General features: G+C 74.7%; 18 protein-coding genes. 16 read left to right on the plus strand and 2 right to left on the minus strand.

Going from position 1 to position 15,435, the window contains the following annotated elements; translation table 11 throughout:
- The first annotated feature begins 426 nt into the window (after positions 1-426).
- From EIO00_RS09520 to EIO00_RS09535, 4 genes are all read left to right on the plus strand, one after another.
- Positions 427-993 (plus strand): hypothetical protein, encoded by a 567-nt coding sequence (locus EIO00_RS09520; RefSeq protein WP_140177291.1) that lies wholly within the window; start codon positions 427-429, stop codon positions 991-993.
- Positions 994-1,263: 270 nt separating this feature from the next.
- The gene (locus EIO00_RS09525) at positions 1,264-1,953 is read left to right on the plus strand and encodes an SDR family NAD(P)-dependent oxidoreductase (RefSeq protein ID WP_241661242.1); all 690 of its coding nucleotides are present in this window, start codon (positions 1,264-1,266) and stop codon (positions 1,951-1,953) included.
- On the plus strand, positions 1,934-2,986 hold the full coding sequence (locus EIO00_RS09530; RefSeq protein WP_140177292.1) for a threonine aldolase family protein: 1,053 nt from the start codon (positions 1,934-1,936) through the stop codon (positions 2,984-2,986). Before EIO00_RS09525 ends, EIO00_RS09530 begins: the two co-directional genes overlap by 20 nt.
- 129 nt (positions 2,987-3,115) lie before the next feature.
- Positions 3,116-3,724 (plus strand): peroxiredoxin-like family protein, encoded by a 609-nt coding sequence (locus EIO00_RS09535; protein ID WP_140177294.1) that lies wholly within the window; start codon positions 3,116-3,118, stop codon positions 3,722-3,724.
- Here the strand turns inward: EIO00_RS09535 and EIO00_RS09540 are convergent.
- A complete protein-coding gene (locus EIO00_RS09540; protein ID WP_140177296.1) occupies positions 3,678-4,292 on the minus strand; it encodes a TetR/AcrR family transcriptional regulator C-terminal domain-containing protein in 615 nt (204 codons plus the stop codon). The genes EIO00_RS09535 and EIO00_RS09540 overlap by 47 nt on opposite strands.
- A 127-nt stretch (positions 4,293-4,419) precedes the next feature.
- Here EIO00_RS09540 and EIO00_RS09545 point away from each other — a divergent pair, with 127 nt between their 5' ends.
- From EIO00_RS09545 to EIO00_RS09570, 7 genes are all read left to right on the plus strand, one after another.
- A complete protein-coding gene (locus EIO00_RS09545; protein WP_140177298.1) occupies positions 4,420-5,166 on the plus strand; it encodes a hypothetical protein in 747 nt (248 codons plus the stop codon).
- The gene (locus EIO00_RS09550) at positions 5,163-5,741 is read left to right on the plus strand and encodes a MauE/DoxX family redox-associated membrane protein (protein ID WP_140177300.1); all 579 of its coding nucleotides are present in this window, start codon (positions 5,163-5,165) and stop codon (positions 5,739-5,741) included. The genes EIO00_RS09545 and EIO00_RS09550 overlap by 4 nt, the downstream gene beginning before the upstream one ends.
- Positions 5,741-6,262, plus strand: a complete 522-nt coding sequence (locus EIO00_RS09555; RefSeq protein WP_140177301.1) for a TlpA family protein disulfide reductase — start codon at positions 5,741-5,743, stop codon at positions 6,260-6,262. Before EIO00_RS09550 ends, EIO00_RS09555 begins: the two co-directional genes overlap by 1 nt.
- Entirely contained in the window at positions 6,259-6,819 is a 561-nt protein-coding gene (locus tag EIO00_RS09560) for a hypothetical protein (protein ID WP_140177303.1), read from the plus strand. Before EIO00_RS09555 ends, EIO00_RS09560 begins: the two co-directional genes overlap by 4 nt.
- Positions 6,816-6,983 carry a hypothetical protein gene (locus EIO00_RS24485; RefSeq protein WP_175596171.1) on the plus strand — a complete coding sequence of 56 codons (168 nt, stop codon included), beginning with the start codon at positions 6,816-6,818 and terminating at the stop codon, positions 6,981-6,983. Before EIO00_RS09560 ends, EIO00_RS24485 begins: the two co-directional genes overlap by 4 nt.
- A gap of 18 nt (positions 6,984-7,001) precedes the next feature.
- Positions 7,002-7,559: a hypothetical protein gene (locus tag EIO00_RS09565; protein ID WP_140177305.1), complete on the plus strand. Its 558-nt coding sequence runs from the start codon at positions 7,002-7,004 to the stop codon at positions 7,557-7,559.
- Between the two features lie 207 nt (positions 7,560-7,766).
- Positions 7,767-8,513 (plus strand): hypothetical protein, encoded by a 747-nt coding sequence (locus tag EIO00_RS09570; protein WP_140177307.1) that lies wholly within the window; start codon positions 7,767-7,769, stop codon positions 8,511-8,513.
- Between the two features lie 58 nt (positions 8,514-8,571).
- Here the strand turns inward: EIO00_RS09570 and EIO00_RS09575 are convergent, their stop codons facing one another.
- Positions 8,572-9,144, minus strand: coding sequence for an SACE_7040 family transcriptional regulator (locus EIO00_RS09575; protein WP_140177309.1), 573 nt, complete (start codon positions 9,142-9,144; stop codon positions 8,572-8,574).
- Between the two features lie 78 nt (positions 9,145-9,222).
- On the opposite strand from EIO00_RS09575, the gene EIO00_RS09580 reads away from it, so the two are divergent.
- The 5 genes from EIO00_RS09580 to EIO00_RS09600 are packed head-to-tail and all read left to right on the plus strand — an operon-like array spanning position 9,223 to position 15,406.
- Positions 9,223-10,836 (plus strand): carboxyl transferase domain-containing protein, encoded by a 1,614-nt coding sequence (locus tag EIO00_RS09580; RefSeq protein ID WP_140177311.1) that lies wholly within the window; start codon positions 9,223-9,225, stop codon positions 10,834-10,836.
- A gap of 5 nt (positions 10,837-10,841) precedes the next feature.
- Complete coding sequence (locus EIO00_RS09585) at positions 10,842-12,812, plus strand: acetyl/propionyl/methylcrotonyl-CoA carboxylase subunit alpha (protein ID WP_175596173.1); 1,971 nt, start codon at positions 10,842-10,844, stop codon at positions 12,810-12,812.
- Positions 12,809-13,732, plus strand: coding sequence for a hydroxymethylglutaryl-CoA lyase (locus EIO00_RS09590; RefSeq protein WP_140177314.1), 924 nt, complete (start codon positions 12,809-12,811; stop codon positions 13,730-13,732). Before EIO00_RS09585 ends, EIO00_RS09590 begins: the two co-directional genes overlap by 4 nt.
- Before the next feature lie 7 nt (positions 13,733-13,739).
- The gene (locus EIO00_RS09595) at positions 13,740-14,888 is read left to right on the plus strand and encodes an acyl-CoA dehydrogenase family protein (RefSeq protein WP_140177316.1); all 1,149 of its coding nucleotides are present in this window, start codon (positions 13,740-13,742) and stop codon (positions 14,886-14,888) included.
- A gap of 44 nt (positions 14,889-14,932) precedes the next feature.
- Positions 14,933-15,406: a hypothetical protein gene (locus tag EIO00_RS09600; protein ID WP_140177318.1), complete on the plus strand. Its 474-nt coding sequence runs from the start codon at positions 14,933-14,935 to the stop codon at positions 15,404-15,406.
- Positions 15,407-15,435: the final 29 nt, after the last annotated feature.

The raw sequence follows: 15,435 nt of genomic DNA on the forward strand, positions 1-15,435 counted from the left end.
GGCGGGCCCGCCGTCCCGCCGTCAGGGGCATGGGCGTCGTCCGGCCCGCAGGAGGGGATGCCCCTGACGGCGGAGGCGCGGCCGTTCCCGGCGACGTCCGCGAGGGGGGAGTTGTCCATGCTGTGCCTGACCTGTCGACGCGTGCGGCCCGCGCTGAGCCCGGCGGAGTACACTGCCGCCCGCGCTCTGTTGATCACCCGGCACGGGCTGTGCTGTTGCGCCCATACGGTGCGCCCCGCCCCGCGGCGGGCCCCGGCCCCGCCGGCCCCTGCCGCGACCGTGCGGTAGCGTCGGCCGGACGTGACCGGCCTCGACGGTCCGTCCGAAGCGACACGAAGATCCCGGTCGTCTCGCAACCGTTCACTTAAAGTGGCATCAACCCTGCGGCCAACCGCTGTTCACCTGCGAGACACCCGGGAGCGCCCCATGTCCCTGTCCTTCCCCCGGCTGGCCCGGCGCGCGGCCGGAGAGATCGAGCGGCTGCTGTCGTCCGTCGTGGAGCAGGGGCAGGAGATGATCGCGCAGACGCAGCGGCATCGCGCCGAGATCGATCGGCTGCGGCTCCAGGCCGCGGCCCAGCGCGAGCGCGCCGAGCGGCTCGAGCGCACGCTGGCCGAGCAGGCGGCCGAGCTGGAGTCGATGCGCCGGCAGATGCGGGCGCTGATCGACGACCTCAACGACCGTCTGCTGCCGCACCTGGACGCGCGGATCCACGAGACCGAGCAGGACGTGGCCCGCCTGGCCACGCGGATGCTGCGGACCGACCAGCGGGCCGAGCGGCAGGAGTCCCGGCTGGCCACCGCCGAGCGGCGGCTGGCCGACCTGCGGGAGCGCATCGGCCGGCTGGAGCAGCGGACCGGGATCTGGCGGGAGCTGCAGGCCGACGTGGCCCGGCTCGGAGAGGACGTGGACCGGCTGCGGGCCGCCGCCTCCGCCCGGCCCGGCGACCTGCCGGACGCCGCCGGGCGGAACGGCCGGGAGATCCGCCCGTGACCACGGCGGGCCGCGCCCCCGAACCCCGCGGGCCGTCTCGGGACGGCGGCGGCCGGACCGGCCGCCGCATGCGCCCCGAGGTCGGGGCCTGATATCACGGGTACGTGGAGCCGCATCCTGTCACCGGGACGGGCCGAGGGCGGAACGCCGTCGGCGACGTCGGCGACGGCCGGCCGCCGCGGGCGCCGGACGCGCGACCGTGAGGCGCCGACCGCGGGCGCCCCGGGCGGGGCCCGGCGGCGTGATCGCATCGACGAAGGGGAGCTGCGGGTGAACGACCCGATGCGCGACAAGGTGATCGTGGTCGCCGGGGCGGCCGGGCCGGCCGGCCGGGCGACCGTGCGACGGCTGGCCGGGGCCGGGGCCCGGGTGATCGCCGCCGATGTGCAGGCGGTGTCCTGGGACCTGCCGGGAGTGGAGCCCGCGGTGGTGGACCTGCTGGACGCCGAGGGCACCCGGGCGTTCGCCCGCCGGGTGGTCGGCGAGCACGGCGGGGTGGACGGACTGGTGCACCTGGTCGGCGGCTGGCGGGGCGGCGCGACGTTCGCCGACACCGACCTGTCCGACTGGGCGTTCCTGCACGACCTGCTGATCCGCACGCTGCAGCACAGCACGCTGGCGTTCTGCCGGGACCTGGCGCGGTCGCCGCACGGCCGGGCGGTGATCGTCTCCCAGCCCGCCGCGCGGCGCCCCACCCAGGGCAACGCCGCGTACGCCGCCGCCAAGGCCGCCGCCGAGGCGTGGATGCTGGCGATGGCCGACTCGCTGACCGGCACCGACGCGGCGGCCTCGATCGTGGTGGTCAAGGCGCTGCTCACCGACGAGATGCGCGAGCGGGACCCCGGCAAGGACTTCAGCGGGTTCACCCATGTGGACGAGCTGGCCGATGTCATCGCGGGCCTGTGGGAGCGGCCCGCCGCCGAGCTGAACGGGAAGAGGCTTGATCTCACGGCTGCATGACCCCGCCGACCGCGGTTTCGCCAGCGACAACTGGGCCGGCGTCCATCCGGAGGTGCTCACCGCGCTGACCGTCGCCAACGGAGGTCATCAGAAGGCCTACGGCGAGGACGTCTACACCGCCCGGCTGCGGGAGGTGATCCGCCGGCACTTCGGTGAACAGGCCGAGGTGCACCCGGTGTTCAACGGCACCGGGGCGAACGTGGTGGGCCTGCAGGCGATGGCCGACCGCTGGTCGGCGGTGATCTGCGCGGCGCAGGCCCACGTCAACACCGACGAGTGCGGCGCCCCCGAGCGCGTGGCGGGGCTGAAGCTGCTGCCGGTGCCGACCGAGGACGCCAAGCTCACCCCCGAGCTGATCGACCGGGAGGCGTGGGGCTGGGGCGACGAGCACCGCGCCCAGCCCCGGATCGTGTCGATCACCCAGTCGACGGAGCTGGGCACGGTCTACACCGCCGAGGAGGTCGCGGCGGTGTGCGCGCACGCCCACGAGCGGGGGATGCTGGTGCACATGGACGGGGCGCGGCTGGCCAACGCCGCCGCCGCGCTGGGCCTGCCGCTGCGGGCGCTCACCACGGACGCGGGGGTGGACGTGCTGTCGTTGGGCGGCACCAAGAACGGCCTGCTGCTGGGCGAGGCGGTCGTGGTGCTGAACCCGCGGGCGGCGAGGGGGACGGCGTTCCTGCGCAAGTCCTCGATGCAGCTGGCCTCGAAGATGCGGTTCGTCTCGGCCCAGTTCCTGGCCCTCCTGGAGGGCGATCTGTGGCTGCGCAACGCCGCCCATGCCAACGCGATGGCGCGCCGGCTGGCCGAGGCGGTGCGCGCGATCCCCGGGGTGCGGATCACCCGGCCGGTCGAGGCGAACGCGGTGTTCGCGATCATCCCCCGGGAGGCGGCCGACCGGCTGCGCAAGCGGTTCGGCTTCTACACCTGGGACGAGCGCACCGGCGAGGTCCGCTGGATGTGCTCGTTCGACACCGCCGAATCCGATGTGGACGCCTTCGCCGCCGCCCTGGCCGAGGAGATGAGCGGCTGACCCGGCCCGGCGGACGGGTCCGTCGAGCAGAGGCCTGAACAGAGGCCTGGCCAGAGGCCTGTCGACTCGTGAGCGTACGAGGTACGCTCATCGTAAGCGTACGTTGTACACCAACCTCGGGAGGCCGCCATGCCCACCCGTTCCCCGGCCCGCCCGATCACGCCCGGCGCCGTCGTGCCGGCCCGCGAGCTCGTCGCCGTCGACGGCGAGCGGGTCCCCGTGCCCGACCCGGACGGCCCGGTCCATCTGCAGTTCCGCCGGTTCGCCGGCTGCCCGGTCTGCAGCCTGCACCTGCGCCCGATCGCCCGGCGGCACGCGGAGATCGCCGCGGCGGGGGTGCGCGAGGCGGCGGTGTTCCACTCCTCCGCCGAGGAGCTGCGCCCCCATGTCGCCCACCTGCCGTTCCCGGTGATCGCCGATCCGGACAAGCGGCTGTACGCGGAGTTCGGCGTGGAGTCGGCGAAGCGGTCGCTGCTGGACCCGCGCGCCTGGCGGCACATCGTCACCGCGGTGACGACGGCGCTGGTGCGGCGCGACCGGACTCCCCCGCCACGGCCGCGGGGCGGGCGGTTCGGACTGCCCGCCGACTTCCTGATCGGCCCGGACGGGCGGGTGCTGGCCGTCAAGTACGGCGAGCACGTCTACGACCAGTGGTCGGTGGAGGAGATCCTGCATCTGGCGCGGACCGCCGTCAGCGCGGGGACATCCCCCGCAGCACCAGCTCCAGACTCCGTCTGAACTCCTCGTCGGAGGCGATCGACCGGGCGTGCCGGGCGGTGTCGGCCAGCAGCGGGAACTCCTCCTCCGGCAGCGCCGCCAGCGCGGCGGTGCCGGGGCCGCTCAACGGGCCGAACCGCGTCAGCACCAGCGATCCGAACAGCTGGCCGAGCAGGGCGCGCAGGGCCACGGCCCGCCGCTCGCCGACGAACCCCGCCTCGGCCAGCACCTCCAGCAGCGCCTCGGCGAACCGCAGTGCGGCGGGCGCGGTGTGCCGGTGCATCAAGGCCAACGGCACCGCCGCCGGGTGCTCCCCGATCGCCGCGCGGGCCCGCTCGCACAGCGCCATGACGCGCTCCCGCCAGGAGGCCGCGGCGGGCGGCGTGACGTCCACCGACGCCAGCATGTGGTCCACGACCAGGCTCTCCAGGTGCTCGCGGCCGTCGACGTAGCGGTAGAGCGCCATCGTGCTGACGCCGATCTCCTCGGCGACCGCCCGCATGGTCAGCCCGTCCTGGCCGTCCCGGTCGAGGACGGCCAGGGCGGCCGCGGCGATCCGGGCCTCGGTGAGCGACCGTGGACGTGGCACGCCGGTAGAGCGTAGCGGGACGCGGCGTCCGGGGCCGTGTTCACCCAGAGACGAAGACCGCCCCTTCTCCCCACGACGACGGAACGAACATGTACGATCACCGTCTGTTCCTACGGAAAGGGGCGGCATGACCGTGACGGGGGAAGGCGAGGCCATCCACCGGACACTGGACGGCACCGTGATCACGTTGGCCGGGGACCTGGATCTGAGCGCCCCCTACTCGTCGGTGGTCCGGTTGGGCTTCATGCGGAGGCTGCACGAGCTGACCGCGGTGGATCGGGCGTTCGTCGCGGACTGGGCGCAGGGCCTCGGGGTGGACCGGCTGACCGAGGAGTACCGGATGCAGGGCGGCCGGCTGCGGATCGGGACGACCGTGGTCCGCGACGAGAGCCTGGCGGACTTCCCCGAACACCAACGGCGCGCGGGGACCGAGCGGGTGCTGGCGGCGGCGTGGGAGGGCCGGCGGCACGCGGTGTGCGCGCACTTCTATCACGCCCGCCCGGCCGACGCGATCCGGCTGTTCGCGGCGCTGCAGATCACCGAGCATCCGGACGGCGCCGCACTGACCCCCAGGACCCGGCACGGCGCGGTGATCGCCGAGACCGCCTCGCTGGTCAAGGACGTCCCGGGGATCGGCCTGCTGGAGATCAGCCCGCTGAACCGGGAGACGGCGCGCCGGCTGCCCGCCCACCGCGGCACCCGGCTGCGCACCGGGGAGCTGTACCGCGACACCCACGAGGACGGCGGCATCTACTTCGTGATGACCACCCCCACCGCGGTGGTGACCGTGCTGCCCGACGCGGAGGAGGCGCCGCAGGCCCCCACCCTGCTGGACCGGCTGACGGTGTCCGCCGCCCTGAAGGAGACGCCGTGATCGCGGCGCTCACGGCGGTGGCGGCGTGCACGGTGACGGGCGTGCTGCTGCTGGGATTCCTCGAGCATCTGCGCGCCCCGCACGCCCTGCCCCGGGCGCTGGCCGGGCACGGCACGGTGCCGCTCCCCCTGGTGCGTCCGCTGGCGGCGCTCGTGGTGGCGGCGGAGGGCCTGCTGGCGGCGGCGCTGACGAGCGCCGTGGCGACGGGCGCGGACCGATTGCCGGAGACGCTGGTCGCGGCGGGGGTGCTGCTGGCGGTGTACGCGACCTACGCGCACCGGCTGCTGCGGAACGCGCGGAGCAGGGCGGTGCCGTGCGGCTGCTCGGGGGCCGACACCGCCGTGAGCGGCTGGGTGGTGCTGCGGGCGGGCGCGCCGTCGGCGCTGGCGCTGGCCGCGGCGCCGGCCGCGGCGGCGATCGCGCTCCCCGCCGCGCCGTCCGTCGAGTTCGTCCAGGCGGCGCTGGCCGGAGCCGTGTTCGCGGTGCTGCTGTGGGCGCTGCCGGAGGCGATGGAGCGTCCGGACGCCCGGGAGCGAGGAAGCCGATGGGCCCACGGGGAGCACGGGAGGGCGTGATGGATTTCCAGACCACCATCGTGTTACTGACCTGGGCGGCGATCGCCTTGCTTGCGTTCGTGGTGGCCGGCCTGGTGCGGCGGGTGCACCTGCTGGCCGGCGGAGGCCGCCCGGCCGATCCGGGACCGGCCGTGGGAGCGCCGGCCCCGCACTTCGCGCGGCTGGCGCCGGACCCGGCGGCCGAGCGGACCCTGTTGCTGTTCCTGGACGCCGACTGCGGGGCGTGTCCGCGGGTGCTGGCGGAGCTGCGGGCGATCCGCGCCGAGCGGGGCCGGCCGCTGCCGGTCGCCGCGCTCTATGCGGGCCGCGCCCCTCGGGAGCCGGCCGAGGACGTCGCGGTGCACGCCGAGGAGGCCTCGTTGTTCGAGGAGTACCGGATCCCCGCGGTGCCGTTCGCGGTGCTGGTCGACCGGTCCGGACGGGTCCGCGCCGCCCGGCCGGTGGGCTCGCCCGAGGCGCTGCGGGAGCTGCTCGCCGAGACCGGCGAGGGCCGGGCGACGGTGCCGGGGAGGTCGTCGTGACCGAACGGGCCGAGAGGCGGATCCGGGTGGAGGACGTCGTCCCGCTGTACGGGCCGGTGCCGCCGGGGACCCCGCGCGCCCGCCGGCGGATCCCGCGGACCGGACGGCGACCGAGCCGGCGCTCGCTGCTGAGCGGGATCGCCGCCGCCGGCTTCGGACTGGGCATGGCGGTGCTGGGGGTGTTCCCGGCCGCCCGCGAGGTCCCGGCCGATGAGTTCGACGAGTACTACGAGATCAAGCCGCTGCCCTGCCCGTCGTACGCCGCCGACCACGACTGCTCGCCGGGCTGCGGCCCGAGCCGGGTCTGCGCCTCCTGCTGCCGCACCGAGGGCAAGCGGCGCGGCTACCACCATTCGAGCGTGTCCAAGCCGAACCACAAGCTGCGGCCCAACGAGTGCTACGGCGGATGGGCCGACGGGTGGCTGTGGAAGTTCAAGGGCGAGTGCGGCCCCTGCGCCGAGTACCGGACGTACCGCTGCCACGACGGCTGGCGGCGCAACGGGCCGAAACGGCCGTATTACCGGACCGTCTGCCGTTGGACGGTGGAATGCCAGTGACCTCCGCGACCGCCGGGGCGGTGCGGCGGGCGATCACCGACCCGCTGGTCCCCGTCGTGCTGGTGGCGATGGCCGCGGTGGCGGCGGCCGCTCGCGACAGCATGGTGCTGGGCTGGGCGACGGTGGGCGCGCTCGCCGGGTACTCGTTGTCCGGGTCGGTTTGAACGCACAACAGCAACGCCGTGCTGTTCTCGCCAGGTTGGCGAGCCGCGTCGGGGCAGGGTTCGATCCTCGCCTTCTTCACCGCGGGGCTGCTCCTCGGGGGCGCCCTGTCGGGTCTGGCGGTGTGGCTGCTGTCGGGGCTGTCGGAGCCGATCCCCCAGGGCGGCCGGGCCGCCGCCGTCGCCGCGGTCGCGGCGACGGGGGTGCTGCGCGAGTTCGGCGTGCTGCGGTTGTCGCTGCCGCAGAACGCCCGGCAGATCCCGCTGGAGGTGCTGCAGCGGCGTCCGCGGCTGGGCCCGATGCAGTTCGGGTTCGAGCTGGGCACCGGGGTGCGCACGTACGTGACGTCGTCGGCCCCGTACATGGCGGCGCTGGCGCTGCTGCTGAGCCATCCGGCCCTGGCGGCGGCGACGGCGGCCGGGCTGGGGTTCGGGCTGGGCCGGGCGCTGACGGCGGCGACCGTGCTGTGGAGCCGTGATCCGGAGTGGAACGCCCGCGCCGCCGCCCGCATGCCGCTGCTGACCAGGCTCGCCGTCACGGCGCTCGCCGCGGCCCTGCTGACGGCGGCGGTCGGGTAGCCGGCCGGGGACCGACGCCCGTCCCGGGGCCTTCCCACGGGGCGGCGCCGGGGCATGGGCGTTTTCCCCGCGGAGGGGCGGCGCATCGGCCTACAGTGAGCGGGGCCGCCCGGCGGGACGGCACGCGGGGACGGCTCGCCGGGCGGGTGCTCGGCACCCTCGGCCCGGACTCGCCCGCCCCATGCCCAGGCACCCGGAGAGACAGTCATGGCATCCCGTGCCCGCACCCCCCGGCATCGCCGCCGCACGTCCCGCTCCCGCCGCCGGTCCCGGCGCCGACGGCGCGGCGCCGGCCGGCTCGGCGGCGCTCTGAGCGCGCTCCTGGGCCTGACGGCCACGGCGGGGCTGCTGGCGGCGCTGGATGCGGGCGCGTCGTTGCACCGCCAGGTCGCCCATGTCACCGGCCCCTCCCCCATGCCGCCGGCGACCGACCGTCCGGCCGCCGGCCGACCGGTGACGGTCGCCACCCCCGAAGGCGACCGGTACACGATGGCGGCGGTGCGGACCGGGGTCGAGCGGGCGCCGCTGCCCGGGCTGCCCGCGCCGCCGCCGGGCAAGGGGTATGCGTTCGCCGACTACGTGCTCACCAATCCGCATCACCGTCCGCTCCCGCTGGTCTTCCCGCCGGGTCTGCTGCTGCGGCGGACGGCGGTGCCGGCGGAGCACGCCGAGCGCTGCGTGTTCCGGTTCGGCGCCCCGGAGAGGCTGTGCGAGCCGCCGGGCCGCAGCCGGGTGATCGCCCGGTTGCGGGGGTCGCAAGGGCCGATCCGCATCGGCTCCGGCGTCCATCTGGCGCCCCGGTCCTCATGCCTGGTCCGGGTGGTGGCCGACGCGCCGGTGCCCGAGTCCCTGGACCGGGGGGACATGGCGCTGTACGTATGGCGGGTGCGGTTCACCGGCGACGGGATCGCCCGCCGGATCCCCCTCCCGGAGGACCGGGCGCCGGACGGGTGAGCCCCGATGCCGCCCGCCGCGGCCGAGGCGCCGCGGCGCCGGAGGGGGCGGCGGGCTCTCAGGGGCGGGCGGCGCGGTGCAGGGCGGCGGAGGCCATGGCGCACAGCAGCTTCCCCATCGCGGCCCGGTCGAGCGCGCCCGCGCTGTGCGGGGTGGAGTTGAGCAGGCCGAAGACGGCGTGCACGGCGGCGCGGGCGCGTTCGGCGGGCATGTCGTGCAGCCGGCACAGCACGCCCACCCACTCTTCGACATAGGCGCGCTGGGCGCGGCGGATCTCGTGCCGCTGCGGCTCGGGCACGTTGTCCAGCTCCCGCTCGTGCACGGTGATCAGCTGCGGGTTGTCGAGCGCGAAGTCCACGTGCCACTCCAGCAGGGCGTCCAGGGCCCGCGCCGGGTCGGGGAGGGCGGCGCGGCGGACGCCCTCCTCCAGCAGCCGCCGGCTGATGTCCAGCAGGATCTCCGCCAGCAATGCGTCCTTGCCGCGGAAGTGCCGGTACAGCGCGGGCCCGGTCAGCCCGACCGCGCGGCCCAGATCGGCGATGGACACGCCGTGGTAGCCGCGGCGGGCGAACAGGTCCGCGGCGGCGGCCAGGATCTCGGCGCGCCGGGTGGGAGCGGGGGCCTGGGTCATGGTCCGAGTCTAGACGAGCAGTGTTAATGTTCATTAACATCGCCGTTGTTAACGTTCGTTAACTCGCTGGGAGTTGGGATGACCGGACCGGTGCTGCGCAGCCGGGCGGACACCGGGGCGGCCGAGTTCGCCCGCAACGCCGAGATCAACCGGGCGCTGGCGGCCGAACTGCACGCCCGGATCGCACGCGCCGCGCAGGGCGGGCCCGAACGGGCCCGCGAGCGTCATCTGGCGCGCGGCAAGCTGCTGCCCCGCGACCGGGTGGACGGCCTGCTCGACCCCGGATCGCCGTTCCTGGAGCTGTCGCCGCTGGCGGCGCTGGGGATGTACGACGACGAGGCCCCGGGCGCGGGCATCATCACCGGCATCGGACGGGTGCGGGGCCGCGAGTGCGTGATCGTCGCCAACGACGCCACCGTCAAGGGCGGCACCTACTACCCGATGACGGTCAAGAAGCATCTGCGCGCCCAGGAGGTGGCGCTGCACAACCGGCTGCCGTGCATCTACCTGGTGGACTCGGGGGGCGCGTTCCTGCCCAGGCAGGACGAGGTGTTCCCCGACCGGGAGCACTTCGGCCGGATCTTCTACAACCAGGCCACCATGTCCCGGTGCGGCATCCCGCAGATCGCGGCGGTGCTGGGGTCGTGCACGGCGGGCGGGGCCTACGTCCCGGCGATGAGCGACGAGGCGGTGATCGTCCGCGGCCAGGGCACGATCTTCCTGGGCGGACCGCCGCTGGTGAAGGCCGCGACCGGCGAGGTCGTCACCGCCGAGGAGCTGGGCGGCGGGGAGCTGCACGCCCGCACCTCCGGGGTCACCGACCACCTCGCCGACAGCGACGAGCACGCGCTGCGGATCGTCCGCGACATCGTCGCCACCCTCGGCCCCCGCGAGCCGTGCCCGTGGGAGGTCGCCGAGCCCGAGGAACCGGCCGCCGACCCCGCGGAGCTGTACGGGATCGTGCCGCCGGACCCGCGCACCCCCTACGACGTGCGCGAGGTGATCGCCCGGATCGTGGACGGCAGCCGGTTCGCCGAGTTCAAGGCCGAGTACGGCACCACGCTGGTCACCGGGTTCGCCCGCATCCACGGCCATCCGGTGGGGATCGTCGCCAACAACGGCATCCTGTTCTCCGAGTCGGCGCTCAAGGGGGCGCACTTCATCGAGCTGTGCGACCGGCGGTCGATCCCGCTGGTGTTCCTGCAGAACATCACCGGGTTCATGGTGGGCCGCCAGTACGAGGCCGGCGGCATCGCCAAGCACGGCGCCAAGATGGTCACCGCCGTCTCCTGCGCCCGGGTGCCCAAGTTCACGGTGGTGATCGGCGGCTCGTTCGGGGCGGGCAACTACGCGATGTGCGGGCGGGCCTACTCGCCGCGCTTTCTGTGGATGTGGCCGAACGCGCGGATCTCGGTGATGGGCGGCGAGCAGGCGGCCTCGGTGCTGGCCACGGTGCGCCGCGACCAGCTGGAGGCCCGCGGCGAGGACTGGTCGGCGGAGGCCGAGGAGGAGTTCAAAAGGCCGATCCGCGAGCAGTACGAACGGCAGGGCAACCCGTACTACTCCACGGCGCGGCTGTGGGACGACGGCGTGATCGACCCGCTGGACACCCGGCGGGTGCTGGGGCTGGCGCTGTCGGCGGCCTCGAACGCGCCGCTGGAGCCGGTGGGCTACGGCGTGTTCCGGATGTGAGGGCCATGTTCCAGACAGTTCTGATCGCCAACCGGGGCGAGATCGCCGTCCGGATCGCCCGCACGCTGCGGCGGCTGGGCATCCGATCGGTCGCCGTGCACAGCGACGCCGACGCCGGGGCCCGGCACGTGCGGGAGGCCGACGAGGCGGTGCGGATCCCCGACTACCTGGACATCGCCGCGGTCGTGGAGGCCGCGCGACGGACCGGGGCGCAGGCCGTGCACCCGGGTTACGGGTTCCTGGCGGAGAACACCGCGTTCGCCGCGGCCTGCGCCGAGGCGGGGCTGGTGTTCGTGGGGCCGCCCGCCGAGGCGATCGAGGCGATGGGCGACAAGATCCGCGCCAAACGGACGGTGTCGGCGGCGGGGGTGCCGGTGGTGCCCGGCCGGGACGAGCCGGGCCTGTCGGACGCCGAGCTGGCCGAGGCCGCCCTCCAGGTGGGGCTGCCGGTGCTGCTCAAGCCGTCGGCGGGCGGCGGAGGCAAGGGCATGCGGCTGGTGCGCGACGCCGCCGAGCTGGCCGGGGCGATCGAGGCGGCCCGCCGGGAGGCGCGCGGGGCGTTCGGCGACGACACGCTGCTGGTGGAGCGGTTCATCGAGAACCCCCGGCACATCGAGGTCCAGGTGTTCGCCGACGCCCACGGCAACGTGGTGCACCTGGGCGAACGCGAGTGCAGCCTGCAGCGCCGCCACCAGAAGATCCTCGAGGAGGCGCCGAGCCCGCTGCTGGACGCCGCCCGGCGGGAGCGGATGGGCGCCGCCGCCTGCGCCGTCGCCCGCGCGGTCGGCTACGTGGGCGCGGGCACGGTGGAGTACATCGTGTCGGCGGACCGGCCGGATGAGTACTTCTTCATGGAGATGAACACCCGGCTGCAGGTCGAGCACCCGGTCACCGAGCTGGTCACCGGCCTGGACCTGGTGGAGCTGCAGCTGCGGGTCGCCGCCGGGGAGCCGCTGCCGCTGACCCAGGACGAGGTGCGGATGGACGGCCATGCGATCGAGGCCCGCGTCTACGCCGAGGACCCGGCCCGCGGCTTCCTGCCCACCGGCGGACGGGTGCTGGCGCTGGCCGAGCCGTCCGGGCCGGGCGTGCGGGTCGACTCGGGGATCCGCACGGGCGACGAGGTCGGCGGCTCCTACGACCCGATGCTGGCCAAGGTGATCGTCTGGGGCGAGGACCGGGCCGCGGCGCTGCGCCGCCTGGACCGGGCGCTGGCCTCCTGCACCCTCCTGGGGGTGCCGTCCAACATCGCGTTCCTGCGGACGCTGGCGGCCCATCCGGACGTGGCGGCGGGCCGGCTGGACACCGGGCTGGTGGAGCGGTCGCTGGAGGACCTGATCGACGGGGAGGCGCCCGAGGAGGTCCTGGCCGCCGCCGCCCTGGAGCGCACCCTCGCGCTGGAGACCGGGGACCCCGATCCGTGGGCGATCCCGGACGGCTGGCGGCTGGGCGGCGTGCGGGCGTGGACGTCGTGGATCATCACCCCCTCCGGCGGCGCGCCGGTCGAGGTCCGCGTGCGGGGCCGCGCCCACGACGCCGAGGTGCGGGTCGGGGACGGCGCGGCGCGGCCGGCGGCGCTGCGCCGCGACGGCGACCGGCTGTTCCTGTCGCTCGAGGGGCGTTCGACGGCGTTCGCCTGGGCCCGGGACGGGGAGGTGCTGTGGCTGGGCCGCGAAGGGCGCGCCTGGGCGCTGGCCGAGCACGTGCGCGGTGAGGAGGCCGGTGCGGGCGCGGGCGGTACGGGCGACGGCGTGCTGCGCAGCCCGATGCCGGGCACCGTCATCGCCGTCAAGGCCGCCGAGGGCGACCGCGTCACCGCGGGCCAGCCGGTGGTCGTCGTGGAGGCCATGAAGATGGAGCACACCGTCACCGCCCCCGTGGACGGGGTGGTGTCCCGGATCGCCGTCCGGCCGGGGGCCGGGGTGGCGCTGGACGCCGTGCTCGCCGAGATCACCCCACAGGAGGCCGAGTCATGACGCCGTTCCCGCTGGAGGGGCTGCCGGAGCGGGTGACGATCTACGAGGTCGGGCCGCGCGACGGGCTGCAGAACGAGAAGGCGATCGTCTCGGTCGCCGACAAGGCCGAGTTCATCGCCCGGCTCGCCGACGCCGGGCTGCGCACCATCGAGGCGACCAGCTTCGTGCACCCCAAGTGGGTCCCGCAGCTGGCCGACGCCGAGGAGCTGCTGGGGGGCATGACCCGCGCCGAGGGCGTCCGCTACCCGGTGCTGGTGCCCAACGAGCGCGGGCTGGACCGGGCGCTGGCGTCGGGGGTCACCGAGATCGCCGTGTTCGGCAGCGCGACGGAGTCGTTCGCCCGCCGCAACCTCAACCGCACGATCGATGAGTCGCTGGCGATGTTCGCGCCGGTGGTGGGCCGGGCCCGGGAGGCGGGCCTGTGGGTGCGGGCGTACGTGTCGATGTGCTTCGGCGACCCGTGGGAGGGCGAGGTCCCGATCGAACAGGTCGTCTCGGTGGCCGTCCGGCTGATGGAGCTGGGCTGCTCGCAGCTGAGCCTGGGCGACACCATCGGCGTGGGCACCCCCGGTCATGTCACCGCCCTGATCGAGGCGCTGATCGAGGCCGGGATCGGGGTGGACCGGCTGGCGGTGCACTTCCACGACACCTACGGGCAGGCGCTGGCCAACACGCTGGCCGCGCTGCGCTGCGGGGTGACCGTGGTGGACGCCTCGGCGGGCGGGATCGGCGGCTGCCCGTACGCCGAGAGCGCCACCGGCAACCTGGCCACCGAGGACCTGGTCTGGATGCTGCACGGCCTGGGCATCGAGACCGGCGTCGACCTGCCGAAGCTGGCCGCCGTCAGCCGCTGGATGGCCGCCCGTCTGGGCCGTCCCAGCCCTTCCCGCGTCGTACAGGCCCTGTCATCGAAGGACTGAGCGAGACATGATCGATTTCACGTTGCCCGAGGAGCACGAGGAACTGCGCCGGTCGGTCGAGCGGTTCGCCCGTGAGGTGGTGGCCCCGGTGATCGGCGACCTGTACGAGCGGGGCGAGTTCCCCTACAAGATCGTCGCCCAGATGGGCGAGATGGGGCTGTTCGGGCTGCCGTTCCCCGAGGAGTACGGCGGCATGGGCGGCGACTACTTCGCGCTGTGCCTGGCCCTGGAGGAGCTGGCCCGGGTGGACTCCTCGGTGGCGATCACCCTGGAGGCCGGGGTGTCGCTGGGCGCGATGCCGATCTACCGGTTCGGCACGCCGGAGCAGAAGGAGCGGTGGCTGCCGCAGCTGTGCTCCGGCGAGCGGCTGGCGGCGTTCGGGCTGACCGAGCCGGGCGGCGGGTCGGACGTGCCCGGCGGAATGCGCACCACCGCCCGGCTGGAGGACGGGCACTGGGTGATCAACGGCTCCAAGGCGTTCATCACCAACTCCGGCACCGACATCACCGCGTTCGTCACGGTGACCGCGCTGACCGGCGAGCGGGAGATCTCGGCGATCATCGTCCCGAACGGCACCCCGGGCTTCACGGTGGGCCGCAAGTACTCCAAGGTCGGCTGGTCCGCCTCCGACACCCGGGAGCTGTCGTTCGACGACGTGCGGGTGCCGGAGGAGAACCTGCTCGGCGAGCGGGGCCGGGGCTATGCGCAGTTCCTGCGGATCCTCGATGAGGGCCGGATCGCGATCGCGGCGCTGTCGGTGGGCCTGGCGCAGGGCTGCGTCGACGAGTGCCTGCGGTACGTGCGGGAGCGGGAGGCGTTCGGCCGGGCCATCGGGCAGTACCAGGCCATCCAGTTCAAGATCGCCGACATGGAGGCCCGCACGCACACCGCCCGGCTGGCCTACTACGCCGCCGCGGCGAAGATGCTGGCCGGCGAGCCGTTCAAGAAGGAGGCGGCGATCGCCAAGCTGGTGGCCTCCAACGCGGCGATGGACAACGCCCGCGAGGCCACCCAGATCTTCGGCGGTTACGGCTTCATGAACGAGTACCCCGTCGGCCGGTTCTACCGGGACGCCAAGATTTTGGAGATCGGCGAGGGGACCTCCGAGGTGCAGCGGATGCTGATCGCCCGGTCGCTGGGACTTAAGTCACACTAAAAACCATTCGCGACAATCGTCGCACCCCGGATACATTCGCGGCCGTGCAACCGAATTCCTCGGTGGAGGATCTCGCCGGCGGGCTCGGGACGCTGATCACCTACCTGACGAAGAGCGCCGAGGGCGACAGATCCGGTTGCAGGAAGTCACGGAAGACGTCGCCCTCCCGGATCCGCGCGCCCTTCACGGTGGAACGCGCCTCGAGCCCGTCGGCCGCCCACGGGCCCGCGACCGGGCCTCAGCCGTCCATGGCCGCCGCGGGACGGTCGGTGGACGCCCCGGCGCGGCACGGGTTCGTGGAGCGGCACGAGGACCCCGGCGACCGCCGGGCCGGGCGCATCGACGCCGCCCCCGCCGCTCCCGAGCCGGTCGCCCGGCCGTTCGCGGCGCGCCGTGGGGACCCGCGGCGGTTCGCCGCGCCGCCGACCGAGGAGGAACGCACCGGGCCGGCGAACGGGCCGGCCCCCATCCCGGCGCGCCCGGAGATCCGGGCCCTGACGATTGGACGTCTCTGTTGAAGTCTTCCGCTCCCCCGGAGGTGGCCGCC

The organism is Thermomonospora catenispora (assembly GCF_006363815.1).
Lineage (GTDB): Bacteria > Actinomycetota > Actinomycetes > Streptosporangiales > Streptosporangiaceae > Thermomonospora > Thermomonospora catenispora.